The 23,245-nt window shown below is 46.7% G+C and carries 27 protein-coding genes; 10 read left to right on the top strand and 17 right to left on the bottom strand.

Annotated features, from left to right (window positions below):
• Positions 1-189: 189 nt before the first annotated feature.
• Positions 190-981, bottom strand: coding sequence for a putative hydro-lyase (locus OXB_RS10960; RefSeq protein WP_041074264.1), 792 nt, complete (start codon positions 979-981; stop codon positions 190-192).
• A 599-nt stretch (positions 982-1,580) separates the two neighbouring features.
• Between OXB_RS10960 and OXB_RS10955 the strand changes: the two genes are divergently transcribed.
• The gene (locus tag OXB_RS10955) at positions 1,581-2,816 is read left to right on the top strand and encodes an IS110 family transposase (RefSeq protein WP_041074262.1); all 1,236 of its coding nucleotides are present in this window, start codon (positions 1,581-1,583) and stop codon (positions 2,814-2,816) included.
• Positions 2,817-3,004: 188 nt separating this feature from the next.
• Here OXB_RS10955 and OXB_RS10950 read toward each other — a convergent pair whose 3' ends face one another.
• Together OXB_RS10950 and OXB_RS10945 are read right to left on the bottom strand one after the other, a co-directional pair.
• On the bottom strand, positions 3,005-4,225 hold the full coding sequence (locus OXB_RS10950) for an NRAMP family divalent metal transporter (protein WP_041074260.1): 1,221 nt from the start codon (positions 4,223-4,225) through the stop codon (positions 3,005-3,007).
• 53 nt (positions 4,226-4,278) lie between these two features.
• Positions 4,279-5,034 (bottom strand): LamB/YcsF family protein, encoded by a 756-nt coding sequence (locus OXB_RS10945; protein WP_041074258.1) that lies wholly within the window; start codon positions 5,032-5,034, stop codon positions 4,279-4,281.
• Positions 5,035-5,280: 246 nt separating this feature from the next.
• Here OXB_RS10945 and pxpB point away from each other — a divergent pair, with 246 nt between their 5' ends.
• A complete protein-coding gene (pxpB, locus tag OXB_RS10940) occupies positions 5,281-6,003 on the top strand; it encodes a 5-oxoprolinase subunit PxpB (protein WP_041074256.1) in 723 nt (240 codons plus the stop codon).
• Positions 6,000-6,989 (top strand): biotin-dependent carboxyltransferase family protein, encoded by a 990-nt coding sequence (locus tag OXB_RS10935; protein ID WP_041074254.1) that lies wholly within the window; start codon positions 6,000-6,002, stop codon positions 6,987-6,989. The genes pxpB and OXB_RS10935 overlap by 4 nt, the downstream gene beginning before the upstream one ends.
• A 622-nt stretch (positions 6,990-7,611) precedes the next feature.
• On the opposite strand, the gene OXB_RS10930 is transcribed toward OXB_RS10935, so the two are convergent.
• The 5 genes from OXB_RS10930 to OXB_RS10910 form a co-directional block, all read right to left on the bottom strand.
• Positions 7,612-8,367 carry an IclR family transcriptional regulator gene (locus tag OXB_RS10930; protein ID WP_041074252.1) on the bottom strand — a complete coding sequence of 252 codons (756 nt, stop codon included), beginning with the start codon at positions 8,365-8,367 and terminating at the stop codon, positions 7,612-7,614.
• Positions 8,364-9,266, bottom strand: a complete 903-nt coding sequence (locus OXB_RS10925; protein ID WP_041074250.1) for a DMT family transporter — start codon at positions 9,264-9,266, stop codon at positions 8,364-8,366. The genes OXB_RS10930 and OXB_RS10925 overlap by 4 nt, the downstream gene beginning before the upstream one ends.
• Positions 9,267-10,258: 992 nt before the next feature.
• On the bottom strand, positions 10,259-10,399 hold the full coding sequence (locus OXB_RS18860; protein ID WP_158333675.1) for a hypothetical protein: 141 nt from the start codon (positions 10,397-10,399) through the stop codon (positions 10,259-10,261).
• 130 nt (positions 10,400-10,529) lie between these two features.
• Entirely contained in the window at positions 10,530-10,760 is a 231-nt protein-coding gene (locus OXB_RS10915; RefSeq protein WP_041074246.1) for a diguanylate cyclase, read from the bottom strand.
• A complete protein-coding gene (locus tag OXB_RS10910; protein ID WP_041074244.1) occupies positions 10,757-10,942 on the bottom strand; it encodes an alpha/beta fold hydrolase in 186 nt (61 codons plus the stop codon). The genes OXB_RS10915 and OXB_RS10910 overlap by 4 nt, the downstream gene beginning before the upstream one ends.
• Positions 10,943-11,310: 368 nt before the next feature.
• On the opposite strand from OXB_RS10910, the gene OXB_RS10905 reads away from it, so the two are divergent.
• Positions 11,311-11,577 carry an alpha/beta-type small acid-soluble spore protein gene (locus OXB_RS10905; RefSeq protein WP_041074241.1) on the top strand — a complete coding sequence of 89 codons (267 nt, stop codon included), beginning with the start codon at positions 11,311-11,313 and terminating at the stop codon, positions 11,575-11,577.
• Positions 11,578-11,638: 61 nt separating this feature from the next.
• Here the strand turns inward: OXB_RS10905 and OXB_RS10900 are convergent, their stop codons facing one another.
• The 3 genes from OXB_RS10900 to OXB_RS10890 all read right to left on the bottom strand — a co-directional run bounded on the left by OXB_RS10900 (position 11,639) and on the right by OXB_RS10890 (position 13,654).
• Positions 11,639-12,040, bottom strand: coding sequence for a hypothetical protein (locus OXB_RS10900; protein WP_052483982.1), 402 nt, complete (start codon positions 12,038-12,040; stop codon positions 11,639-11,641).
• Between the two features lie 154 nt (positions 12,041-12,194).
• Positions 12,195-12,446 carry a YqkE family protein gene (locus OXB_RS10895; RefSeq protein ID WP_041074239.1) on the bottom strand — a complete coding sequence of 84 codons (252 nt, stop codon included), beginning with the start codon at positions 12,444-12,446 and terminating at the stop codon, positions 12,195-12,197.
• A gap of 23 nt (positions 12,447-12,469) precedes the next feature.
• A complete protein-coding gene (locus OXB_RS10890; protein WP_041074237.1) occupies positions 12,470-13,654 on the bottom strand; it encodes an acetyl-CoA C-acetyltransferase in 1,185 nt (394 codons plus the stop codon).
• Positions 13,655-13,734: 80 nt separating this feature from the next.
• Here OXB_RS10890 and OXB_RS10885 point away from each other — a divergent pair, with 80 nt between their 5' ends.
• Positions 13,735-14,637 carry a hydroxymethylglutaryl-CoA lyase gene (locus OXB_RS10885; protein WP_041074235.1) on the top strand — a complete coding sequence of 301 codons (903 nt, stop codon included), beginning with the start codon at positions 13,735-13,737 and terminating at the stop codon, positions 14,635-14,637.
• 13 nt (positions 14,638-14,650) lie between these two features.
• Complete coding sequence (locus tag OXB_RS10880; protein ID WP_041074233.1) at positions 14,651-15,592, top strand: alpha/beta hydrolase; 942 nt, start codon at positions 14,651-14,653, stop codon at positions 15,590-15,592.
• Positions 15,593-15,618: 26 nt separating this feature from the next.
• On the opposite strand, the gene OXB_RS10875 is transcribed toward OXB_RS10880, so the two are convergent.
• From OXB_RS10875 to OXB_RS10865, 3 genes are all read right to left on the bottom strand, one after another.
• Complete coding sequence (locus OXB_RS10875; RefSeq protein WP_041074230.1) at positions 15,619-15,987, bottom strand: DUF4288 domain-containing protein; 369 nt, start codon at positions 15,985-15,987, stop codon at positions 15,619-15,621.
• A gap of 39 nt (positions 15,988-16,026) precedes the next feature.
• Positions 16,027-16,908, bottom strand: a complete 882-nt coding sequence (locus OXB_RS10870; protein ID WP_041074228.1) for a DMT family transporter — start codon at positions 16,906-16,908, stop codon at positions 16,027-16,029.
• A gap of 161 nt (positions 16,909-17,069) precedes the next feature.
• The gene (locus OXB_RS10865; protein WP_041074227.1) at positions 17,070-17,294 is read right to left on the bottom strand and encodes a YneF family protein; all 225 of its coding nucleotides are present in this window, start codon (positions 17,292-17,294) and stop codon (positions 17,070-17,072) included.
• Between the two features lie 254 nt (positions 17,295-17,548).
• Here OXB_RS10865 and OXB_RS10860 point away from each other — a divergent pair, with 254 nt between their 5' ends.
• The 4 genes from OXB_RS10860 (at position 17,549) to OXB_RS10845 (ending at position 19,975) form a co-directional block, all read left to right on the top strand.
• Entirely contained in the window at positions 17,549-18,592 is a 1,044-nt protein-coding gene (locus tag OXB_RS10860) for an IS1595-like element ISBsp6 family transposase (protein ID WP_076611814.1), read from the top strand.
• A 69-nt stretch (positions 18,593-18,661) separates the two neighbouring features.
• The gene (locus OXB_RS10855; RefSeq protein WP_041074225.1) at positions 18,662-18,949 is read left to right on the top strand and encodes a hypothetical protein; all 288 of its coding nucleotides are present in this window, start codon (positions 18,662-18,664) and stop codon (positions 18,947-18,949) included.
• A 480-nt stretch (positions 18,950-19,429) separates the two neighbouring features.
• On the top strand, positions 19,430-19,585 hold the full coding sequence (locus OXB_RS10850) for a hypothetical protein (RefSeq protein ID WP_231860311.1): 156 nt from the start codon (positions 19,430-19,432) through the stop codon (positions 19,583-19,585).
• Positions 19,586-19,666: 81 nt separating this feature from the next.
• Entirely contained in the window at positions 19,667-19,975 is a 309-nt protein-coding gene (locus tag OXB_RS10845; protein WP_041074223.1) for a hypothetical protein, read from the top strand.
• A gap of 196 nt (positions 19,976-20,171) precedes the next feature.
• Here OXB_RS10845 and sirA read toward each other — a convergent pair whose 3' ends face one another.
• The 3 genes from sirA to OXB_RS10830 all read right to left on the bottom strand — a co-directional run bounded on the left by sirA (position 20,172) and on the right by OXB_RS10830 (position 23,239).
• Positions 20,172-20,621, bottom strand: a complete 450-nt coding sequence (gene sirA / locus OXB_RS10840; protein WP_052483981.1) for a sporulation inhibitor of replication protein SirA — start codon at positions 20,619-20,621, stop codon at positions 20,172-20,174.
• Between the two features lie 283 nt (positions 20,622-20,904).
• Entirely contained in the window at positions 20,905-22,911 is a 2,007-nt protein-coding gene (gene tkt, locus OXB_RS10835) for a transketolase (protein WP_041074220.1), read from the bottom strand.
• Between the two features lie 94 nt (positions 22,912-23,005).
• Complete coding sequence (locus tag OXB_RS10830; protein WP_041074218.1) at positions 23,006-23,239, bottom strand: DUF896 domain-containing protein; 234 nt, start codon at positions 23,237-23,239, stop codon at positions 23,006-23,008.
• Positions 23,240-23,245 lie beyond the last annotated feature (6 nt).

Below are 23,245 nucleotides of genomic sequence, written 5' to 3'. Positions count from 1 at the left end.
GAGCTCTTGCTTTTTGCGTGTTTAACCGGAAAATCCACTTTCTGGACAGCCCCGTCCGGCCGGGACATCGGAGTTCAGCAAGATATTGCGAAGGCCATACAGTTGCGAGGTTTCGCAAAAACGATAAAAGCGCAAGCCAAACCAAAAACCCGCCCCGCCTATTCAACTAGGAGGGACGGGCTTTCAATTTTACAACACGGCGAGTGATTCGTCGCGGACGTCGCTAATGAACATATGACCAGGGGCGTGCGTGATCATGATGGACGGTTTACTTTCCATGGCGACCGCTTGGGGAGTGGCGCCGCATGCCCAGAATACCGGGACTTCCCCTTCTTTGATCGTCACGGCATCTCCGAAATCCGGTTTTGTGATGTCCGTTATCCCAATCTGGCTTGGATCGCCGATGTGGAGCGGAGCCCCGTGGACCGACGGAAACCGAGTCGTGATCTGGACGGCACGGATGGCGTCTTCCGGTGACATCGGCCGCATGCTGACGACGGTCGGCCCTTCAAACACGCCTGCTTTTTCACTTGGGATGTTCGTCTTATACATCGGCACATTGCAATTTTCCTCGATGTGGCGGACCGGGATGCCCGCTTCCAGCAATGGCGTTTCAAATGTGAAGCTGCACCCAATGAGGAAACCGACCATATCGTCTTCCCAATATTCGGTGATGTCCGTCACTTCCTCCGTAAATACCCCATCTTTGTAAATCCGGTATTTCGGAATGTCCGTCAGCAAGCTCGCCCCGTCCGCAATCTTGCTCGGACGGAAAGAGCCCGGCTCCGTCACGTCCAATAGAGGACAGGACTTTGGATTCCGCTGACAGAACAACAGGAAGTCAAACGCATGCTCTTTTTTCAAAATGGCGAGGTTCGCCTGGGTGTAGCCTTTCGACATACCTGCAGTCGGACTCTTGATCACTTGTTTACGAATTAGCTCCCGCACTTCGCTCGGAGCCATATTTTCATATGTTCCCATCATATCACTCCTCGTATATTAGTAGTAAGAGCTCTTTCCGATAGAATTTCCAGTTGATCCGGACAGCTGGAGCCGTCTGTTGGACTCCTATAGGAAATGGATGCCTTTCGGCTTCCCCACTCTTGTTTTTGTTTCACCCGCTTCACCCTGATAGAACGGGGAAGTCGTAGGTATTCACTTTAGTTTAATGATTTACTGCTCACAGGTGCTTACCTGTTTATTTACCATGCGTACAATTGAATAGGCAGATGGGCGAAGGATGGAGGAGGCTCCATTTCAAGACTTCGTCCTTTTCTTTTACCTAATAATTTCACTTTAAATTTCAGATCGGCCCATGGGACAATAGAAGCTGACAGGATTGTCTCGGGAGATAGCTATCACTCCTTGCGGACACTTAGGTGTACTGCTTAAAAAGCCTGCTACCCATGGCTCATCATTGAAGGTCTAACCACTGGTTGCGCCGCTGAACGGAAGAGAGTGTAGCGCTCGTTTTGGTCTTCCATTCCTTGAGTGCTTATGACGAGGAAGACATCGATGATTCCCATGGGCGCCCAGGTCTGAAACGATCTTGATTACTTACTCACCAGGAGGTGATTGGCATGTCACAAATGCTTGTCGGTGTAGACGTTAGTTTACGGTCCCATCATGTCCATTTCATGAATGCGGACGGAGTCACACTCGCTGATTTTTCTGTTTCCAATGATCGAACCGGGGCTGATACCCTGATCAAACGCATATTGGAAACAGCGGAAAAGAGTCAGTGTGCACAGTTAAAAATCGGAATGGAAGCAACAGACCAGTATGCCTGGCATATTGCCCACTATCTCCAAGATCAGTTAAAAGGATATGAACCCGATGTGGTGACGAAGGTGTACGTACTGAACGCACGGAAAGTCGCGCGCTTTAAAAAAGGGTACGACACCTTACCGAAAAACGATAAAATCGATGCCTGGGTTATCGCAGATCACTTGCGCTTTGGACGATTGCCACAGGAAATGAAAGAAGCTCATCACTATGAGGCTTTACAACGATTAACGAGAACCCGTTTCCATTTCATGAAGGAAATTGGTCGAAATAAAACCTATTTCTTAAATCAGCTGTTTTTGAAGTTCAGTGGTTTACGACAGGATAACCCCTTCTCCAGTACCTTCGGTACGACCAGTCTCGCAGTAATTGAGGAGCTGGATCCTGAAACCATCGCTGAGATGGAGCTTGAAGAATTAATTTCGTTTCTTCAGGAGAAGGGCAAGAACCGCTTCGCTGAACCTGAAGAGCTGGCGAAATATCTCCAGAAACTCGCTCGTTCCTCTTATCGCCTACATAAGACCATGGAGGACCCGGTGAACATCTCATTGTCCGTCACATTAAGCACCATCCAGCACATGGAGTCGCAAATCAAGAGGTTGGACAAAGAGATTGCCAAACTCATGAAAGGCATTCCACAGACGCTGACGTCTGTCAAAGGGATTGGAGATGTCTTCGCGGCCGGTCTGATTGCCGAAATTGGTGATGTGAAGCGATTCAAGGATCATCATGCGCTGGCCAAGTACGCTGGATTGGTCTGGAATCAGCACCAGTCAGGCGAATATGAAGCCGAAAATACAAGTCGGATGCGAACGGGCAATAAGTATTTACGATACTATCTCATACAAGCTGCCGAATCGATTCGCAAACATGATTCAGAATACAAGGCATTCTACACAAAGAAATACAATGAAGTTCCGAAACATAAACACAAACGTGCTCTCGTCATGACCGCAAGAAAACTGGTACGGTTGGTGTATTCGCTACTACGCACCAATCAATTGTACACACCACCCGAAAGGAGAGGGTAAGATAGCCCGCTCACATCCTTTCTTCTAGGCCGGACTTCCATTTTCTTCGTTTTTTTAAAAAAAGAAAATGCGAGGTTTATTTGTCATACCTAAAAATCGTGGATAAAAGAATTTGATATAATTAAATTTCCAATTCATTCGATTTTGGTACTTGACTTATTACCACTGGGCTTCTGTTCATCTATTCTTTATTTAAACAGCAATGGTATTTGTTCATACAATGTAATGATTCCCAACACGCCCATGATGAGCACGACGATGATTCCAGGGATCGTCAACCACTTCGGGTGTTTATAGGAACCGACGATATCTTTCTTATGCGCTGCGACCAACAATGTTCCGAGAGCGAGCGGCAAGATTAGGGCATTCAATGCACCAACCAAGATCAGGACATTGACCGGCCGACCGACGAATGCGAACGTCGATGTCGAAAGCAAGATGAATAAAATGATAACCCAGTTATGGTATTTCTCAATCATAGGGTGGAATGAACGGATGAACGACACTGACGTGTACGCCGCTCCGACGACCGATGTGATGGCCGCCGCCCACATGATGACACCAAACATCCGATACCCAATATCGCCTGCCGCCAAATGGAAGACCGAAGCCGGCGGGTTGTCCGGGTCGATGGCAAGTCCTTGGGACACGACGCCGAGCACCGCAAGGAACAACGCCACCCGCATGATGCCTGTCACCAAAATTCCTGTAACTGAACTTTTTGTCACTTCGGGCAAGGATTCGACCCCTTTCACGCCCGCATCCAAGAGGCGGTGTCCGCCAGCGAAGGTGATGTACCCGCCGACGGTTCCACCGACTAGCGTTACGATTGCAAAAATACTGATTTCAGATGGCATAACTGTATTAACTAGCGCTTCCCCAACCGGTGGAGAAGTTGTAAATGCGACATACAACATGAGAAGGATCATGACGAACCCAGCAGCCTGGGCCACTTTATCCATCATTTTCCCTGCCTCTTTGAAGACGAATATGAAAATGGCAAAAGCGGCACTAATGATTGCCCCTCTAATCGGATCGATGCCGAGCATCGCATTCAAACCGAGCCCCGCTCCGGCGACGTTACCGATGTTGAACGCCAGTCCCCCCATAACAATGAGGATAGCCAGCACGACGCCAAGCCCCGGCAATACTTTATTCGCGATTTCTTGCCCGCGTAACCCGGATACCGCTATGATGCGCCAAACGTTCATCTGGGCAAAAACATCCAATATTAGGGAAATTAAAATGACGAACGCAAAGCTTGCCGCCAATTGCTGCGTAAATACGGTCGTCTGCGTCAAAAAGCCAGGACCGATTGAGGAAGTCGCCATCAAGAAGGCCGCGCCGAGCAAGACGCTCCGGCCCGCTTTCGGCTTCCCTTGGTTCTGCTTCAATTGTTCTTCGTTCATAAAAATGCCTCCTCTACATACCCCCGGTCCTCTCATCATTCAGCTTTGCTGAATCAAAAAGCAGCGACCTGGATGCTGTTCTTTTCTAATTGATCTTTTACATATTTGGCAAACTCGAGCGCATGCGCCCCGTCCCCGTGGATGCAAATTGTATCCGCTTGCAATGCCACGTCAGTTCCTTGCTGGGACGTCACTTTCCCTTCCGTCACCATCCGCACGACTTGCGCCGCCGCTTTCTCCGTGTCCGTAATCAGTGCATCCCCTTGCAATCGTGACGTCAGCGAGCCATCGGATTGGTATGTGCGATCCGCAAATACTTCGTGGGCGGTACGCAACCCGATTTTCTCCCCCGCTTTCGCCAATTCGCTTGAGGCCAAACCGAATAGGACCAGCGATGGATCTACATCATACACGGCCTGTGCAATCGCTTCCGCGAGATTCCGATCGCGGGCCGCCATATTATACAGAGCACCATGCGGCTTCACATGCTGCATCGGTTCCTTGAATGTAGCCAAAACCCCTTGCAAAGCACCGACCTGGTAGACGACCATGTCGTACCCTTCCTGCGGTGTAATCTTCATATCCCGGCGTCCGAAGCCGTTCAGATCCGGCAAACCGGGATGCGCACCGATTTTCACACCGTTGTCGATTGCGAGCTTCACAGTTTCCCGCATGACCGTTGGATCACCGGCATGGAAACCGCATGCGACATTCGCCGATGTGACGTATTGCAGAATATCTTTCTGCTCCCCGAGCTGATAACGGCCAAAGCTTTCTCCCAAATCACAGTTCAAATCAACACGATACATGCAATCCCCTCCAACTTATTTTCTGTCGAAAGCGTTTACAGCAATAAAGTTCCGTAATTCGAAACTCTAGTTTTGAAATTTGCAAGTTTATCTTAACACAGTTTCTTTTTCTTGAATAGATAATTTTTTTGGTAGAATGAATCCATTCATTTTATCTTGTTTTTTGCCATTTTCTCTTTATAATGAATACAAGGTCCAAATTCTAGAACAACTGTACCGAATTTCGAAACAACAGGAGTTGTTACTATGCAAAACTATCCATTGATCCAGCCGTTAGGCGACTCGGCTTTGTTCGTCCAACTAGGCGAGGGCATTGCTCCAGCTATACATGAAAAAGTGAAAAACTTACTGCACCTTCTGACCGAACATCCCTTTGAAGGATGGATCGAATGCGTCCCGGCCTATAATAATATCACTGTGTATTATGACCCTACACAGGTTCTCCGTTCACTGAGTCTCGAGCCTGGTACTTCATTCCAAAAGGTGAGCGCTTACATACAAAAATTGTTGCAACAGTCTGAAGAACAAGCTGCCGGCAAGGGACGGACCGTCACCATCCCCGTCCTATATGGCGGCGAATACGGCCCCGATCTGGCGCATGTCGCTGAGGCGAACGGCTTGACGACAGACGAAGTGATCCAAATCCATTCGGAGAATGAATACCTCGTCTATATGATCGGTTTCGCCCCGGGATTTCCGTTCATGGGCGGGATGGACGAACGGATCGCCACCCCACGGAAGGAATCGCCGCGCATGGCCATCCATCCGGGATCGGTCGGGATTGCCGGCAAACAGACCGGCATCTATCCGCTCGAAACACCCGGCGGATGGCAAATTATCGGGCGCACGCCAATCGATCTGTTCTTGCCTGAACAGACACCCCCGACCCTCTTGCAAGCAGGAGATATAATCCGATTCGCCCCGATCTCCCCTGTCGAATACAACGAAATAAAGGAGGGGAAACGATGACGATCCACGTTCTGCACCCAGGTGCTTTGGCAACAATCCAAGATAAAGGGAGATATGGCTACCAGCAATTCGGCGTCATCGCCAGTGGCGCGATGGATCCATACTCATTGCGGATTGCCAATTGGCTTGTAGGCAACCCGGAAAACGAAGGGGCACTCGAAGTGACGATGTTCGGGACGAGTCTGCAATTCGAAAGGGACACCGTTGTCGCCATCACAGGAGCCGACCTGACCGCATTAATCGATAGCGAACCGGCCCCGACATGGCGTCCACTGCTGATCCGGAAAGGGTCGATTCTTAAATTCAAAGCGGCGCGGCAAGGAAGCCGTGCCTATGTAGCGGTAGCTGGAGGATTTGACGTGCCTGCAGTGATGGGAAGCAAAAGCACATACTTGAAAGCGGGCATCGGAGGATTTCAGGGAAGAGCTTTGAAAAAAGGAGACCGGCTCGCCATCGGCACTTCCTTTTCCGAACGCAATCAAACCATTCTCGAACAGCTCGAACGGGAACCGGCAAAATGGTCCGTCCGTCGGTATGATGAATTGCTCCGGTTCGGCAGGAAAGAGCGCATCCGGGTAGTCCGGGGCACCGAATTCGCACGCTTCGACACAGCCAGCCGACAAAGGCTTTACGAGGAACAGTACACACTGACGACCGATGCTGACCGGATGGGCTTCCGGTTCACGGGCACCGCACTTTCATTGGAACAGAAATTCGAACTGCTGTCAGAGGGCGTCACGTACGGCACCGTCCAAATCCCGTCGAACGGCCAGCCGATCATCCTTATGGCGGACCGCCAAACGACCGGCGGCTACCCGAAAATCGCCCAAGTCATCACTGCCGACTTGCCGACACTCGCCCAACTGCAACCGAACGCTACTATCCAGTTCGAAGAAGTTTCACTGGAAGAAGCTGAACTGCAACTGCAATTCAACGAACGGATTCTGAAAGATATAAAAATCGGGATTGATTTGAAATTAAAATAAGCAGACGGAGGTCGATTCTCCGTCTGCTTTTCATTTTCACAATTATTCAGCTGTATATCCTAACCGTTCCGATATTTTTTGTGCGGTCCCAATCACTTTGTCCCGCAGGGTTTCTACCTGGCGTCTCAAGATGTATGTTTCCAGCAGGATCATTGATTCGTATTTCGCCAGATACAGCCCTCGATCTAGCTTTTTGAAAGAGTTCAACAGATACCTGCACTGCCTGGTTTCCTTTAACTTTTTCATCTTTCAAGAGAGGTCCTTTGACTGTTACTTGACGCTCTATCGCATTACTCATGGGGCGTGTAGGCATATATTTTGATCTTAAGAGTGACTGCCCGACAATATTGTGAAATTTTTTTAAATCATTATCACGCTAAAAAAAAGATATAGACGGTTGAGAAGCGAGTTCAGCTTTTAAGTGCAAAAGAAAATCCCGCCGAAAGCTGGTTCTGTCAGCTTTCGGCGGGATTCTATATAGATTGTTGAATAATCCTTTATGAAATTAAACAATGTAATCATGCCTGTTGATATTTATAAAATTCATTACAAATCACCAAGCTTGTTTCTACCTCTTATTTAACAGCCATCGATTAGGCTGATTTCAAAAATCCCTATTTTTTCATTCCTCGTACCCCAACCGTTCAGAAATCTCTTTTGCCGCCTCGATCACTTTATCCCGCAGAATTTCAACTTGGCCATTTTGGTAATTTGCTTCGATGCCGGCGATGCTGATGCCCGCAATGACCTGCTTTTTGTGGTTGAAAATCGGTGCAGCGATGGCCGATGTATGATTCTCGAGCTCCGAATGGCTAACCGTATACCCTTCGCTCCTCGCTAGGCGAATCGATTCCGCTAATACGGTCTTATCGGTGATCGTGCCCAATGCAAAAGGTTTCAGCTCCACCTGCTCCAAATACGAGTCGATTTCATCCTCCGGCAAGTGTGACAGAATGACACGGGAACACGCTCCCGCATACAGCGGGCTCCGCCGGCCGATTGCCGTATAGAGCCGGACTTTTTGGTACATATCGATCTTCTCGATATAAATCGCCTCTTCCCCTTCCCGCACGATGAGGTTGATGGCCTCTTTCACTTCTTTATGGAGCGCTTCCATGATCGGATACGCAATTTTCCGGATATCCAGACGCGCCAACACCAAATGCCCGAACTTCAAGAACAGTAGCCCGAGCCGATATTTCGCATCGGCTCCTTTTTCCAACAGACCCATCTCCTCTAACGACTGCAACATGCGGTACACTGACGTTTTCGGAATGCCCGAGATCTCAATGATTTCCTGGAAAGTCAACTCCGCATGATCGATGAATAAATTTAAAATCTCCATTGAACGGACGACCGTTTTGTTTTTATTGTTCATACGTTCTCCTTATGTACGGGAAGTTCTCTCGGCCTCCCATTATAATTCACAAAATAAATGCTCAATCCGACAAGTGCCAAGCCAATGAGCAGCGTAAACGTCAACGGTTCTCCAAAGAACACCGTGCCGATGAAAACGGCAATGATTGGAACGAGAAAGGTGAACGAACCGACCTTGCTTGCCTCGCCCGCATTGACCAATGTGTAATAGATTACATAGGAAATCGGGATGCCGAACGTTGCGCCATATCCGATACCCGCAAAAACAGGGATATTCCACTCAATGGCAGACCAGCTTTCCGTAATGGAACCCACACTGAGTAACACAGAGCCGCCGATTATACTTTGCATCGCGACCATCCAAAACGCATTGATTTCCCGGCTCACTTTCTTGACATACACCGTTCCGAGCGCCCAACAGAGTGCCGTCAACAGACCGAGAACGACACCGATAACCGAGATGTGCACATGCAGTCCATCAAGGCTGACGATGATAATACCGATGAAACCGACGAACAATCCGAGAATCTTCACGGGCGCCATATATTCCCCAAGCCACAACCACGCGAAAATTCCAAGCAGCACCGGCTGGAAATAGACTAGCACCGAGAACAAGCCCCCCGGTAAATAGATAAGACCGATCGTCTGCAATCCAAAAAAGAGGATGGAATTAAAAATGGCGGAAATGATGTACTTTTTCCAGTGTCTCCTCCACTGAATTTCACTTCTTTTGGCAAACATGAAAGCAGCCAGCAATAAACCGCCAATCAACGCGCGCATTCCCGCAAACAATAGAGGCGGTGTATAAGGCAACGCCATTTTATAGACAGACCAGCTCGCCCCCCAGAAAAAAATGAGGAGCAACAGAGCAATCGTCGTTTTCGAAAATAGTTTCCTCACACAACAGGACTTCCTTTCAAAGCTGAGCTTTTGCGGCCAATCCACCCAAAACAAGCAATCAGGCACAGGTTGGCCAACTAATCTTAGATATTCTTTCTCTACTATACATGAAAAGTTGGGTATCGTGGACCATTAGAAAACAATTGAAAACATTTTTAAAAGAAAGGTTTATGAAACGGTGAGGCGGGTAATATAACAATACAAGGCAGAACGACCGACGGGACAGCGGCGCAGACGAGCAACCTGCACGACGTTCCGGCGTAGAAATGCACAGCCTTGGCGGAAAATTTGCTTTGCTGGCGACAGGGACACTCGTACAGAACGGAGAGTCATCCGTTTCAACCACTCGTGAACCGAGCAGTAGAGGTGAAGTTTTTTGTGGAAGTGCTACTGGGAGACTGGCACCGTTAGGATAGGAAGATTGGCGTCCTCGCCGAAACGGCATACGGGTCAGATCGAACAAACTGCACTGGCGGGCGTTACAAGATCGTCAGAAAGAACAGTTTGTATTATGGAAAACTATCAAATTTTCCGGTGCTCCCCGGTATTTCAGGGGTAAGAAAAAGCATGGTTCCGCGGGACCATGCTTTTTCTATGTGTAAATTTTTTATTTTTTATTGAACTTTATCAAGGCTACATGTGTTGCTTTGATCAGTAAATTGCATCCGTTTGAAGTACTATTTTGCGCTTCAAAGTACGCTTACCCTAAAAAATGAAAGCACTTATACAAGCTGAAATGTTTGGAGATAATTCTTTTATTTAATGGGTATACGTTTTGAATTGTGCATTATTCTAATTGGAATATATATACACAATGTGCTTCCCGTTTGGCAACCCCGATAAAGTAAAATCTACCTTGGCCTCGCCTTGTTTTGGAACGGTAAATATATAATACCTGGTTTTTTCACCATTAATCTCCATCATAATTGGTGAAATTTCTTCCTCAATTATTGAATACATTATTCTTTTTTCTTCTTTTTGCACATTATTGGTTATGATATAAACTTTCCCTCTTTATTTGTTTCAAAAGCTAATTGATCATGATCAATTTCAAACTTGTCGTCTATATTTACTTCAACTCTTCGTTCCTCAACTGTTCTTTCGACAATAGTCATTTTGGGTTCTTTATTCATAAATTCCTCCTTAATCTCTTTCTCTTGAAAGGTCAGAAATAGAGTTATGAGTAAAGATATAGGTACTACTATAAAAACTTGTTTTAATAAGAACTTGAGACATCTACTTCGATCCCCACCATCACGACGATCATAACAACTCGCCGGCATGGGTGACCCGATTGCGGCCCCGTTCTTTGGACGCATAAAGGGCGCGATCCGCTTTTGATTGCAAAACATTTCCGCTATCGCCTGACATACCCGTCGCCACCCCTATACTGATCGTGATAGGCGGCGTCCCCCAATTGGCTTTTTCGACATGGGAACGGATTCTCTCGGCTATTTTCATGGCCTCTGTTTGATCGGTGTTCGGAAGAATCATTGCGAATTCTTCTCCCCCATAACGGGCGACAAGAAAAGGATGACACGAAAGTGTTCTTCGAAAAACGGGGCCACCAACCTCCACATATTCTGATCACATCCGAATCCCGGCGCAAATATCATCGTCTTTGTCCCTTTGCCCGTGATGTTTACATTATTACGAAAAAGGATATTTTGATTCATAAAGAACCCTCCCTTTAATTCAAAAAGACTAGACTATTGATCATATCTACTTTAATTAAAACTAGTTCTATGATACTAATTTTTAGTATATAATAAATCGCTCATTCTTTCAATTAGAGAGGCGAACTCATCCATTCCCTATCTCGCAAAACAATTCATCATTACCCTTTACCCTAATTCACTTCTTTTTTTAATCTGAAATAATTACGAAACAACAACAAAATTGTATCCAATTATGGCTTTGACACTAGGCAAAGTGCCCGATTAAACTCCTGGAACTCCATCTCAAATTGAAAGCATGCAGTACGATTCCATTGTCTACTATTTCCCAAGTACTGAATCCCGATAACAACAAAGGAGGAATGAAAATGGCTAAAAATAACCGCATCTTAGTGCCAGAAGCCCGTCCAGCGTTGAATCAATTGAAACAGGACGTCGTGCAGGAAAAAGGGTATCAAGTCGACGACCCGGACGGCGCCAAATTTGAAATCGCCAAGGAACTGGGGATCCCCTTAACCCGCGGCTATAACGGAAAACTAACCGCAGAACAAGCCGGCAAAATCGGCGGACTGATCGGCGGCAATATGGTCAAAGAAATGATTAAGCTCGCCCAACAGCAATTGGCCCAGAAATGAAACAAACGCTGGCCCGCCTCGTAGCGGACCGGCGTTTTTTCTTGACTGCTTCAGTGAGAAGTCAATCACGCATGATTCGTACATCTGTTGCGATTTCTTTTTCATCCAGATTGATGACAAGCCACTCGCTATCAATCGAAATGAGCCCACGCTCATTACCAAGATAATACACCAATTGTCCAGGCGCTTCAAAATAAGACATGTCCGATTCTTTACCAAGGATTCTTTCTATCGATAACACATCCATTCCAATCAAATCATGTTGCGACAGCATATCATCTACCATCCAAACGCGTTCCCTAGGCTCTGCTGCCCATTTGTCCATCGTGAAACGGGATTCTGCTTCATGCAGCCACAATTGACCGAAAGCACCGACACCAAGCGATAAACATAAGATAAAGGCAAAAGGTGCAGTCCAATTCGCCCCTTTCCTTCGATACCTATATAGCAGGATTAATAACACAACAGGTATCCAAAGAGCAACCCTCCCTCTATAACATAACGACTTGATTACCGAAATGTTCCAGAACCAGCCATTGCAACTGGCTTGCTGATGGTAAGCGCCGTCTCACTTTCCTCACAAAAAAAGCACCGGCGCAAGGCCAGTGCAAATCCGATCAATATTTCGATCCGTGCTCTCCGTATTCATCGAGCAACTCCGCGAAACTTTTATTCTTCTCCCGTTCTTTCCGTTCCTGCAAGAGGCGGGCTTGGCGCTCCTCCTCTTTTGCTTGTTCGGCTGCGGAGAGTTCCTGCTTCGCCGCTTTCAGCTTGGCGAGCATATCCTCGTTGAGCGCGTCCGATAACGTGAGTTCCCCGCTATCGACACGCTTGTTGGGAGTGGCGGCTTGTTTTCGTTTCTTCGCCATTTCTTTTCTTCACCTGCCTACCTTCATGGGCGTTTTACAATCGTTGCGACTCCTTGGCCTCCGCCGATGCACAGCGTGGCAAGGCCCGTTTTGGCGTCACGGCGCTTCATCTCATAAAGCAGTGTCACCAAAATCCGTGCACCGCTTGCCCCGATCGGGTGACCGAGCGCAATGGCGCCTCCGTTGACATTCAATTTCGAGTGATCGAAACCGAGTTCACGGTCGACTGCGAGCGACTGGGCCGCAAACGCTTCGTTCGCTTCCACAAGCTCGATGTCCGCCAACTCCATAGCCGCCTTCGCCAATACGTTTTTCACGGCTTGGACCGGGCCGATTCCCATGACGGACGGATCGACGCCTGCTCCCGCGTTCGCTGCAATTGTCGCAAGCGGCGTCAGGCCAAGCTCGTCCGCTTTCACTTTGGACATGATGACAAATGCAGCGGCTCCGTCATTGATGCCGGAAGCGTTGCCGGCTGTAACACTGCCATCCTTCTTGAATGCAGGACGCAGTTTGCCAAGCTTCGCAGCGGTCGAACTCGCTTTCACATACTCATCTGTATCAAAAATGATGGGCTCGCCTTTCCGCTGCGGAATTTCGATCGGCACAATTTCGTCTTTGAAACGGCCTGCCTCGATGGCAGCTGCCGCATTCGCTTGCGAACGCGCAGCGAACTCATCCTGTTCCTCACGCGAAATCGAGTAGCGATCGCATAGATTTTCCGCTGTGATTCCCATATGATAATCATTGAATGCACACCATAATCCGTCAGTAATCATACTGTCGATGACTTTCTGATCCCCCATCTTGAAGCCATCCCGCGCATTTTTCACCAAGTATGGCGCCTGGCTCATGTTCTCCATCCCGCCCGCCACGACGATGTCCGCATCTCCTGCCACGATGGCCTGTCTCGCTAAATGGACGGCTTTCAATCCGGATCCACACACTTTATTGATCGTCATGGATGGGACCGTTTCCGGAAGTCCCGCTTTCATGGACGCTTGCCGCGCCGGATTCTGGCCGAGGCCCGCTTGAAGTACATTCCCCATTATGACTTCATCGACTTGTTCCGGTGCCACTCCTGCACGCGTTAACGCTTCTTTAATCACAATTGCCCCAAGTTCAGGTGCAGATACATCTTTTAACGAGCCGAGGAACGACCCGATCGGCGATCTGACCGCACTGACGATAACCACTTCTGTTGACACTTTCTTTTCCCCCTTATTTTGGATGAATCCATTGATTCTACTAGCATCCCTTCAGTACAATAGAATTGAGGAGGGATGGTATGTTCATTTTACCAAACAATGTGACAATTATCGAGGTGGGACCTCGGGATGGTCTACAAAACGAGAAGAAATTTGTCGAAACACAGGAAAAACTGGGATTCATCAAGGCGCTGCAGCAAGCAGGCATCCAGGAAATGGAGCTCACTTCATTTGTATCCCCGAAATGGGTGCCGCAAATGGCGGACGCCAAAGAGATTGTTGCGGAAACACCGCGTGTCGGCCGGCAGTTCGTCTTGGCGCCGAATGCTAAAGGCGCGGAACTCGCGTTGGAGGCGGATGCGCAAAGCGTCGCTGTTTTCGTAGGGGTGAGCAATTCATTCAACAAAAAGAATATCAATCGTTCGACCGAGGAAGCGCTGGATGCGCTGGAACCGGTCATCGCGAAATTGAAACAGGATAATATTTTTGTGCGCGCCTGCATTTCCACTGCGTTTTATTGTCCATATGAGGGAAAGATGGATATAGAGGATGTCGTGTCGCTCTGCAAACGGTTCGTCTCGATGGGGGCAGACGAGCTCAGCGTGGCAGACACGATCGGCAAGGCGAATCCGCGGGAAAGTTTTGCGCTGTTTTCACGATTGAAAGAGGAGTTGCCTAACGTTCTCATTACGGCCCATTTCCACGATACGCGGAAAATGGCCATTGCTAATATTTATGCGGCGTTGCAAGCAGGCGTCGACCGGTTCGATATGTCTGCGGGTGGACTCGGGGGCTGTCCTTTCGCACCGGGAGCCACGGGCAATGTCGCGACGGAAGATGTCGTCCATCTGCTCGATACGCTCGGCATCGAGACGGGCGTCGATGTGAAACAGGTCTGTGAAGCGGTAGCGCTCATCGCACCGCATGTTTCGCGCCCGATCGAAACCGGGATGTACAGATTGTTTGTCAACGACCAGCTATAGGAGGTTGAATTGATTGAAACGGCGCATCCTTTATATAAGCGGCGTCATTTCAGGCGTGTTTGCTGCCATCGCGACCTTGTTCGGCATTGTCGCGACGAATCGGTTGATGTTCATTAAAATGAAGGACCAAGAAGTGATTTTAAAGAGGGAAACGTTGGCGAAGCGGTTCGACGAAAAATGGTATGAAACCGTCCGAAAAGAGGAATTATGGATCGATTCACCGATCGGCTACCGGCTGCGGGCGGTCTATTTGAAACCGCTCGATACAGATCGGACCGTCATTATTTGCCACGGCGTCACCGAGAATAAGATCAATTCCATGAAATATGCCCGGCTCTTTGAGCGGCTTGGGTTTAATTCCATCGTCTACGACCATCGGCGGCATGGAGATTCCGGCGGAAAGACGACAAGTTTCGGCTTCTACGAAAAGATCGATTTGCAGGCGATAGTCCATGCGGTGCGGAAACGGATCGGGCCGGACGCCCTGCTTGGCATCCACGGTGAATCGATGGGTGCTGCCACTACGATTTTGTACGCAGGGACGTTTGAAGACGAAGCGGACTTCCACGTGTTGGATTGCCCTTTCTCGGATTTTTCGGAGCAGATCCTACATATTTTACGTCAGAACACACCGATTCGGACGACGATGGCCCTGCGGATTGCAAACCTGTTCTTGCGTGTCCGCGATGGCTATACGTCGAAGCTCGTCTCGCCTAGGGAAGTGATCGGAAATATGACGAAACCCGCCCTTTTCATTCATAGCCTGGAAGATGATTTCATCCTTCCGGCCATGTCTGAAGAGCTCTACGAGTTGAAACAAGGCGATAAGATGCTGAAACTGTTCGAAAAAGGGGCACATGCCAAATCATTTAATGATAATCCGGAAGCCTATGAAGAGACGGTGCGCACGTTTTTAGATCAATTCGGATTTTCTCCATATGAAAAACGCTGTTGACCAAGTGCCAACAGCGTTTTTTCATTTCACTCTTGGAAAAAGCGATCCAAGACTTCTTCTGTGCTTTGATCTTTCGTCGTCACAAGGAAGCGTGAGTAGACCTCCATCCCCATCCCGATATCGTCATCCAGCAGTTCAAAGCAGTCCAACACTTTGACAAGTATCCAATGGACGGTTTCCCCGTATTGGTTCTCATAGGACTGCTCATTGTCCTTCCCGAGTTGCTCGCCCAGAACGCAAGCTTCCTCCGCCGAAGAGGCTTTCACTAAAATATGGCTCTCTTCATAGGTTTTCGTCGTCGCATTATAATCCGCATCCACACGCGTCGGCTGCCCTTCATGGACCGATTCATATAAAAGAGCGACGGTAAACCATGTACAGTTATCAATTGACATTTGGAACCACCTTTCCAATTTCCCCACTTTTATTATGTATTAAGTACTTTTCTCTATCTGTTTCTTTTTCAAAAATCCCGGCTTCGTTTCGGACAACATAATGGCGGTCAAGATGAAGCACGCGCCAAGGAGCATTTTAAGCGTCAGCACTTCGCTAAGGAGGATGACGGAAAACACCATTCCCCAAAACGACTCGGTGGCCAGGATGATTGCCGCCTTCGTATCGGATATAAACTTTTGAGCGATCGTCTGCAATAAGAACGCGATCGTCGTCGAGAAGACCGCCAAATACAACAACGGCAAAGTTCCGTTCGGATCCATGGAAAAGCCTGTCTCCCCACGGAAAAGGACGACAACGAAGCCGATCACCGATGCAGCCGCCATTTGGAGGAGTGTCAACAAGACAGGATCTTCCTCTTTGACAAACCGCGCCGTGAAAAAGATATGGAATGCGAACCCGACGGCACAAAAGAGCGTCAGCACATCCCCGACATTGACCTCAGCCGAGAATTGCAAAGAAAGCAAAGCGACTCCGATCAAGGCCAACACAGCCCCGGACAGTTCATACCAGTCAATTTTCCGCTTATAGATCAACCAACCGAGAAACGGGACGATGACCACATTGACAGCCGTGAGGAAGGCATTTTTCGACGGCGTCGTATATTGCAAGCCGACCGTTTGAAGCGCGAACGCCACGTAGAGGAAAAATCCAAGAGCGGCCCCTTTCAACAAAGTGCTTTTTCGGATTCCCTTTAATTTCTTAGCAAACACTACACCTAACAAGAGGGCGCCAATGAAAAATCGGGCCGCCAGGATTTGATAAGGGGTATAATGCTCCAACGCCACCGCGCTCGCCACAAAACCGCTCCCCCAAATGATGGCCGTCACGAGCAGCGCCAATTCCCCGATATACTTTCGCATGACAGCATCCCCTTTCTCCCTATCTCACCCCAGCAAAAAACCACCTCTCCTGCAAAACATCCTACAGAAAAAGCGGTTCGTTGAGAATCCATATCCATCACCCCCCGAAAGGGTGTGCTTTTCACTGAACTATCTCACCTAGACGGCAGAACGGGATTCCTTTATTTTTTATTGCTGATTTTGTTCATCTGATTCATCATTTGATTGATCTTCTTCTGTGAAGGCTTTTGGCCCATCTGCATCATCATCATCCGTAACATCTCTTCATTGATTGGCGGGTTCTCTTCCAAATATTTCATCATATATCGACGGGCAATGAAAAATCCGAGAGCCACACCACCAATTAGCGCGACGATGATCAATAGGATCCACCATACTGGATTCATCCGCTATACCTCCTTCACTTCAGCAATTCGCATATACGCTACCATGAAGGATTATACCCCATATCCGGCACGAATGGCAATGACCAGATTGCAAATGTTGGAGCGGATCGGGACAATCATCTTACCGCTGGAACAAATAGGCGAGAGGCAGATTCATTTAAATAAAAGGCTCTGTTAAAGTTAGTTGTTGATAATTGATTTTAAAGAACAAATGTTCTATAATTGAACTAACTACATTAGGGTTGGTGATGATTGTGAGAGCGACTGAAATCCTTAAAGCCATTCAAAAATTAAATCCCGCAGAGAAGCACAGATTGCGTGAATATTTAATTGATGCACTAAGAGCATCAAGTTCGACTGGAACCGTTCTTCACGAAATATCTGAACGTAAGAATAAGAATGGGTATGAATGTCCTGATTGTACATCAGAACATATTGTTCGCTTCGGTAAATATACAACAATCGTTGATGGTGAAGAAGTTAAAAAGCAACGCTATCGCTGTAAGGCTTGTAAAAAGACATTTACCGACCTCACAAATACAGTTCTCTATCGAACTCGTCACCTTAACCAGTGGATTAAATTTATTGAGTGTATGATTGAAGGTTATTCTCTTCGGAAGTCTGCTAACTTAATCGGCAACATTACTCACGTCACTTTATTTTATTGGAGGCACAAACTATTATCATCGTTAAAGCAAATGGAAATACCAAATTTTGAAGGTATCGTTGAAATGGACGAGACCTATTTCTTGTACTCAGAAAAAGGACAAAGAAAAATTAAAGGTAGAAAACCTCGCAAACGTGGTGGTTCAGCAAAGAAACGTGGCATAAGTAATGAACAAGTGTGTGTATTAGTTGCAAGAGACCGTGACAAGACCACTATTTCGCAGATATTAGGTATGGGTAGATTAACGAAAGTACAGTTAGATAAAGCCATCGGGCATAAGCTTTCAAATGAAAATATACTATGCACGGATTCTTGGCGTGCATTTAAAACATATGCTGCTGAAAAGGGAATGGATATTTACCAATTCAAGTCCGATGGTAAAATTCGTACAAAGGGGCTTTACCACATCCAGAACGTGAATAATTATCATAGAAGACTAAAAGGTTGGATACAACGATTTAATGGTGTTGCGACCAAGTATTTAAACAATTACCTTGCTTGGTTTCAGGTCTTAGAAAGTATCCAACATCAAAGAAATGAAGTAACAATGAATGATTTGATAATCAGAGGGAATTTAGTACAGAATTCAGAAACTTATGATACAATTAGGTTAACTAAATTTGCTGTTTAAACAGTGTTTCTTATTCAACTAACGGGGCAGTTTAGTGTAACAAGTGGCATTGAGAAAGGATGTCTTGGTATGAATAATCATACTAATAATTTTGATGATGTTCCATCTGGTGAAAGTATTAGTTATGAGCACCTTTTGTTTTATTTGGAACAAGGTAGAGAAATTGAATTTGTTTATCAGGAAAAAGAATATTTTATTTCTAATTCTTCGCAAGGAAGGGCTATGTGGACAGGTCAAACAAGAATAAGTGAGTATTTTGGAGAACGTCATAAAGATATAGTAAATTTCAAAATAGATGGAATAAGTTTAGTGGATTTATTTAAGCGAAATAAAGTTAAGATTACTACCATTTTTTAGCAAGACTAAATATATATATACTTTGTGAAGAATTATTCTTCAACTAACGGGTGCGATAAAGTAGGGTTAATAAAGCTATTATGTAGATATGGGGTGGTATGATGACACGGTATTATATCGCAGTAACGTATGATGTTTGCGAACATAACAATCTGTATGAAGATATGAATGAATATCCTTTAGATTTATCTATTGATATAGATAAGTAAGTAAGGGAATTTGCAAGAGTGGATGTTGCCCCCATAATAAAGGTTTATGAGTCAGATACAATTGACTTTAAACAATTAAGATTGTACAAAGAATATAAATTTAAGGAATATGAGTGTGGATGTAATCAATAATCTTTGTTGAACTATAGGGTGCAAAAGCTAAAGAAGCGTGATTAAAGCTACTATGTAGATATGGGTGGTATGATGACGAGGTATTATATCGCAGTAACGTATGATGTTTGCCAACATAACGATCTGTATGAAGATATGAATGAATATTGATATAGATAAGCAAGTAAGGGAGTTTGCAAAAGTGGATGTTACCCCCTTAATAAAAGTTTATGAGTCAGATACAAGTGATTTTAAACAATTAAGATTATACAAAGAATATCAATTGAAGGAATATGAGTGTGATTGTAAACAATAACCTTTATTTAACTATGGAGTGCGTTTTTGAAAGAAGAAATTAACATATATGTTACGGTCTGATGGTAAGGGGGGATTATATTTGAAAAGTATTCTAATGACAACGTTGTTTATCGTAATAGTAATTTATAATATTCGTAAAAACAGAGAAATTTTAAAGCAGTTCACAAAACTTCAGATTATTGGTGTAGGAATTTCCTATCTTATTGCAATATTTTTAGCCTTTATTTTAATATACTACGGCGGTAATTGGCTGGCGGGTCAAATTTCAAATATAATCCTTAAATATGTAGTTTTTATTGTAATCGTTCTTATAGCGTTATATTTATGTGTAGGCATTTTAAACAAAGTATTGCAAAAGATTACTAATGGGGTTCTTCCAAGGAACTAAAAGAAGTTGCTTATTGAGGTAACGGGTGCTTTAGTTGAATAAAACATTATTATTTAATAGAACTTCCAGAAAAATGGAAGTTCTAATTTTTTACCTTATATCAACAATAAACTTTAACATAGCCAAATAAAAAAAGAGCCTCCTCCGCTTGGTTGCGTACCGGTGGCCTCTTCTTGTAGGTCTTCTATACAATTATTCATAAGGATACCGTTTCGCCCCCGAAACCAAAATCTGCGGTCTTGACCGGCTTCAGCCAGCCCCATTCCCGACGATCATCCATAATAGCGAAGAAACGGTCATCTGATGCGGACAACGCCACGAACAGATCCAAATCGAGCATCCGGGATCCATCGCAATTCACATGAAGGGCATGAGACGACAAGGTAATGGAAATCGACCCTTTCACCGGATGGGTCAGGCGATATGCGCCGTCCATCTGCTCCATTGTCGTAAATCCCCTTTCCAAATTGGAAATGATAGCGCTGTCAATCAACTCCTCTTCCAAGTGTTCGCACAAGTAATGGATCTGCTGTTGATCCACTGCCCGCCGTCCATCTTTTTTCAGAAGATCATACAATTGCCGTTCTCGTCCGATAATATACGATTGATACCTTTCTTTCACTCTGTAAATGCCGTACGATCTCATGACATCCACCTCCTATTTGAAGCTTACACGATGCTGCATGAAAAGGTTGTCAGTTTGCGGAAAGGAATGACTCTATTATTGTCGGAAATGTTCGACAATCGACAAAGGAATAAAAAGGCTGTTCCGTAAACCAAATTCCCGGGTATACAGAACAGCCCATGACACTTCTAACAGAGCTCTCCCGACGGAACCGACTATGTCGAGATCTGTCGAAGAGTCTTCAACCAATTATTGAATTCCTAGGATCCGCCAGTCAAGGCGGGTTCCTTCTTGTAACTTTGGGTCAGCGTTGAATCAATGATTTTACTTTGGCGACGACATTCTCTTCGGTAAATCCATACTCCCGGATGACAGTATTACCTGGCGCACTCGCACCGAACGTGTCGATGGCCAAGACATCACCGGCATCGCCTGTATACTTATGCCAGCCGAGGGAGGAACCCATTTCAATCGCCAGGCGAGCCTTCACTTCTTTCGGAAGGATCGATTGCTTATAGGCTTCATCCTGCTGCTCGAACAGATCCCAAGACGGCATGGAAACGACTGAAGCATCGATTCCTTCTTCCCGGAGTTGTTCCTGAGCGGATACGGCAAGATTCACTTCGGAGCCAGTTGCAATCAGGATAGCATCCGCCTGTTCCTTCGTAGCGGGAGATACGACATAAGCGCCTTTTTGCACGCCATCCATCGCATAATCCGCTGTAGTCGGAAGGACTTTCAGGTTTTGACGCGACAGCACGAGGACGGTCGGACGGTTTTCCGAAGTGACAGCTACATTCCACGCGGCAATTGTCTCGTTCGCATCCGCCGGACGGATTACGGATAATCCCGGCATAGCCCGCAAGGAGGCCAAGTGCTCAATCGGCTCATGAGTCGGACCATCTTCCCCGACCGCCACGCTGTCATGAGTGAACACATACGTCACCGGCACACCCATCAGAGCGGATAGACGGATGGCCGGACGGACGTAGTCACTGAAGACGAAGAACGTACCGCCGAAAACATGAAGACCTCCGTGGAGAGCCATTCCGTTCAGAGCAGCGCCCATTGCGAATTCACGGACACCGAACCAGATATTCCGACCAGCGTAATCGCCAGGGAGAAAATCTCCAGCACCTTTGATCGTCGTTTTATTCGACCCGGCAAGGTCTGCGCTTCCACCAAAGAAGGATGGGAGCACTTCGGCGATTGCATTGATGGCATCCCCGGAGGAAGACCGTGTCGCATGCGATGTACCCGCTTCGTAGGAAGGAAGGGATTGTTCAAAGCCTTCCGGCAGCTTCCCGGCAATCGCATCCTTCAATTGCTGTGCGAGTTCTGCGTGCTTCGTCTCGTATTGCTCGAATAATTCGTTCCACTGCTGCTCCTTCTGCACACCCAGCTTCTCGGCGGCTTCCTGGAATGTTTCATAGACGCCGTCCGGAACATGGAAGTCCTCTTCGAAGGTCCATTTGTAATATTCCTTCGTCAATTTCATCTCATCTTCCCCAAGCGGCATGCCGTGTGCATCGGCTTTGCCGGCCCGGTTCGGCGATCCGTACCCGATGACCGTCTTCACTTCGATGATCGTCGGCCCGCCGGAATTCTTCTTCGCATCTTCAATCGCTTTGGAAATCAATCCGACATTATTGCCGTCTTCCACGCGTAAATAATTCCACCCGTATGATTCAAAACGTTTCTGGATATTTTCCGAAAACGCCATTTGGAGATCCCCATCGAGTGAAATATCGTTGCTGTCATAAAGGACGATCAATTTATCAAGCTGGAGATGACCCGCCAGTGAAATGGCTTCCGACGCAACGCCTTCCATCAAGTCGCCATCTCCGCAGAGGGCGTACGTATAATGGTCGACGATATCGAATCCGGGTTGGTTATAGGTTGCAGCCAGGTGTTTTTCCGCCATAGCCATCCCGACAGCCATGCCGATCCCTTGTCCAAGCGGGCCCGTTGTCGCTTCCACTCCGACAGTGTGCCCGTATTCCGGGTGACCTGGGGTTTTGGAACCCCACTGGCGGAAGTTCTTGATTTCTTCCATAGGAAGGCCGTAGCCGGCAAGATGAAGCAAACTATAGAGCAACATAGACCCATGCCCTGCGGATAGGACAAACCGGTCGCGGTTGAACCAGTCCGGGTTTGAAGGGTTATGGTGCATATGTTTCGTCCATAGTGTATAGGCCATTGGAGCCGCACCCATCGGCAAGCCGGGGTGCCCGGAGTTCGCCTTCTCGATCGCATCAATCGAAAGCGTCCGTATCGTATCAATTGCTAATTGGTCAATCTGTTGGGTCATGCAAAGTACATCCTTTCCCGTTCCATCTATTTTCTACACCTTCCATTTTAGACAAAGGGCAGCATAAATACAATTGACAAAATACTTTCGCATGTCAATTGAGATATTTGCCGTCACGGACGCGTTTCACTTTTTCTGGTGTCACGTCATTGCCCTCGGGATCGATCACTTTCACATGTTCAATGGTGTCCCTCATAGTGGAACGGAAGGTTTCCAAATACTCTTTCCGCAATTGGGTCTGTTCTTTCGCTTCTTCGATTGAAAGCCCCGTTGTCTTCGATTTTTTAGATAATTCATTGATTCGTTTGATTTTTTCTTCTGAAAGCATGGCTGT

It is taken from the genome of Bacillus sp. OxB-1, from assembly GCF_000829195.1.
GTDB lineage: Bacteria > Bacillota > Bacilli > Bacillales_A > Planococcaceae > Sporosarcina.
The sequence above is the reverse complement of the archived record's forward strand: the minus strand, read 5'-3'. Positions and strand labels throughout refer to the sequence as shown.

Coding starts and splice junctions, on each gene's coding strand:
- OXB_RS10960 (WP_041074264.1), bottom strand. CDS start 981: ATGGGAACATATGAAAATATGGCTCCGAGCGAAGTGCGGGAGCTAATT.
- OXB_RS10955 (WP_041074262.1), top strand. CDS start 1,581: ATGTCACAAATGCTTGTCGGTGTAGACGTTAGTTTACGGTCCCATCAT.
- OXB_RS10950 (WP_041074260.1), bottom strand. CDS start 4,225: ATGAACGAAGAACAATTGAAGCAGAACCAAGGGAAGCCGAAAGCGGGC.
- OXB_RS10945 (WP_041074258.1), bottom strand. CDS start 5,034: ATGTATCGTGTTGATTTGAACTGTGATTTGGGAGAAAGCTTTGGCCGT.
- pxpB (WP_041074256.1), top strand. CDS start 5,281: ATGCAAAACTATCCATTGATCCAGCCGTTAGGCGACTCGGCTTTGTTC.
- OXB_RS10935 (WP_041074254.1), top strand. CDS start 6,000: ATGACGATCCACGTTCTGCACCCAGGTGCTTTGGCAACAATCCAAGAT.
- OXB_RS10930 (WP_041074252.1), bottom strand. CDS start 8,367: ATGAACAATAAAAACAAAACGGTCGTCCGTTCAATGGAGATTTTAAAT.
- OXB_RS18860 (WP_158333675.1), bottom strand. CDS start 10,399: ATGAATAAAGAACCCAAAATGACTATTGTCGAAAGAACAGTTGAGGAA.
- OXB_RS10915 (WP_041074246.1), bottom strand. CDS start 10,760: ATGATTCTTCCGAACACCGATCAAACAGAGGCCATGAAAATAGCCGAG.
- OXB_RS10910 (WP_041074244.1), bottom strand. CDS start 10,942: ATGAATCAAAATATCCTTTTTCGTAATAATGTAAACATCACGGGCAAA.
- OXB_RS10905 (WP_041074241.1), top strand. CDS start 11,311: ATGGCTAAAAATAACCGCATCTTAGTGCCAGAAGCCCGTCCAGCGTTG.
- OXB_RS10895 (WP_041074239.1), bottom strand. CDS start 12,446: ATGGCGAAGAAACGAAAACAAGCCGCCACTCCCAACAAGCGTGTCGAT.
- OXB_RS10885 (WP_041074235.1), top strand. CDS start 13,735: ATGTTCATTTTACCAAACAATGTGACAATTATCGAGGTGGGACCTCGG.
- OXB_RS10875 (WP_041074230.1), bottom strand. CDS start 15,987: ATGTCAATTGATAACTGTACATGGTTTACCGTCGCTCTTTTATATGAA.
- OXB_RS10870 (WP_041074228.1), bottom strand. CDS start 16,908: ATGCGAAAGTATATCGGGGAATTGGCGCTGCTCGTGACGGCCATCATT.
- OXB_RS10865 (WP_041074227.1), bottom strand. CDS start 17,294: ATGAATCCAGTATGGTGGATCCTATTGATCATCGTCGCGCTAATTGGT.
- OXB_RS10855 (WP_041074225.1), top strand. CDS start 18,662: ATGAATAATCATACTAATAATTTTGATGATGTTCCATCTGGTGAAAGT.
- OXB_RS10850 (WP_231860311.1), top strand. CDS start 19,430: ATGAATATTGATATAGATAAGCAAGTAAGGGAGTTTGCAAAAGTGGAT.
- sirA (WP_052483981.1), bottom strand. CDS start 20,621: ATGAGATCGTACGGCATTTACAGAGTGAAAGAAAGGTATCAATCGTAT.
- tkt (WP_041074220.1), bottom strand. CDS start 22,911: ATGACCCAACAGATTGACCAATTAGCAATTGATACGATACGGACGCTT.
- OXB_RS10830 (WP_041074218.1), bottom strand. CDS start 23,239: ATGCTTTCAGAAGAAAAAATCAAACGAATCAATGAATTATCTAAAAAA.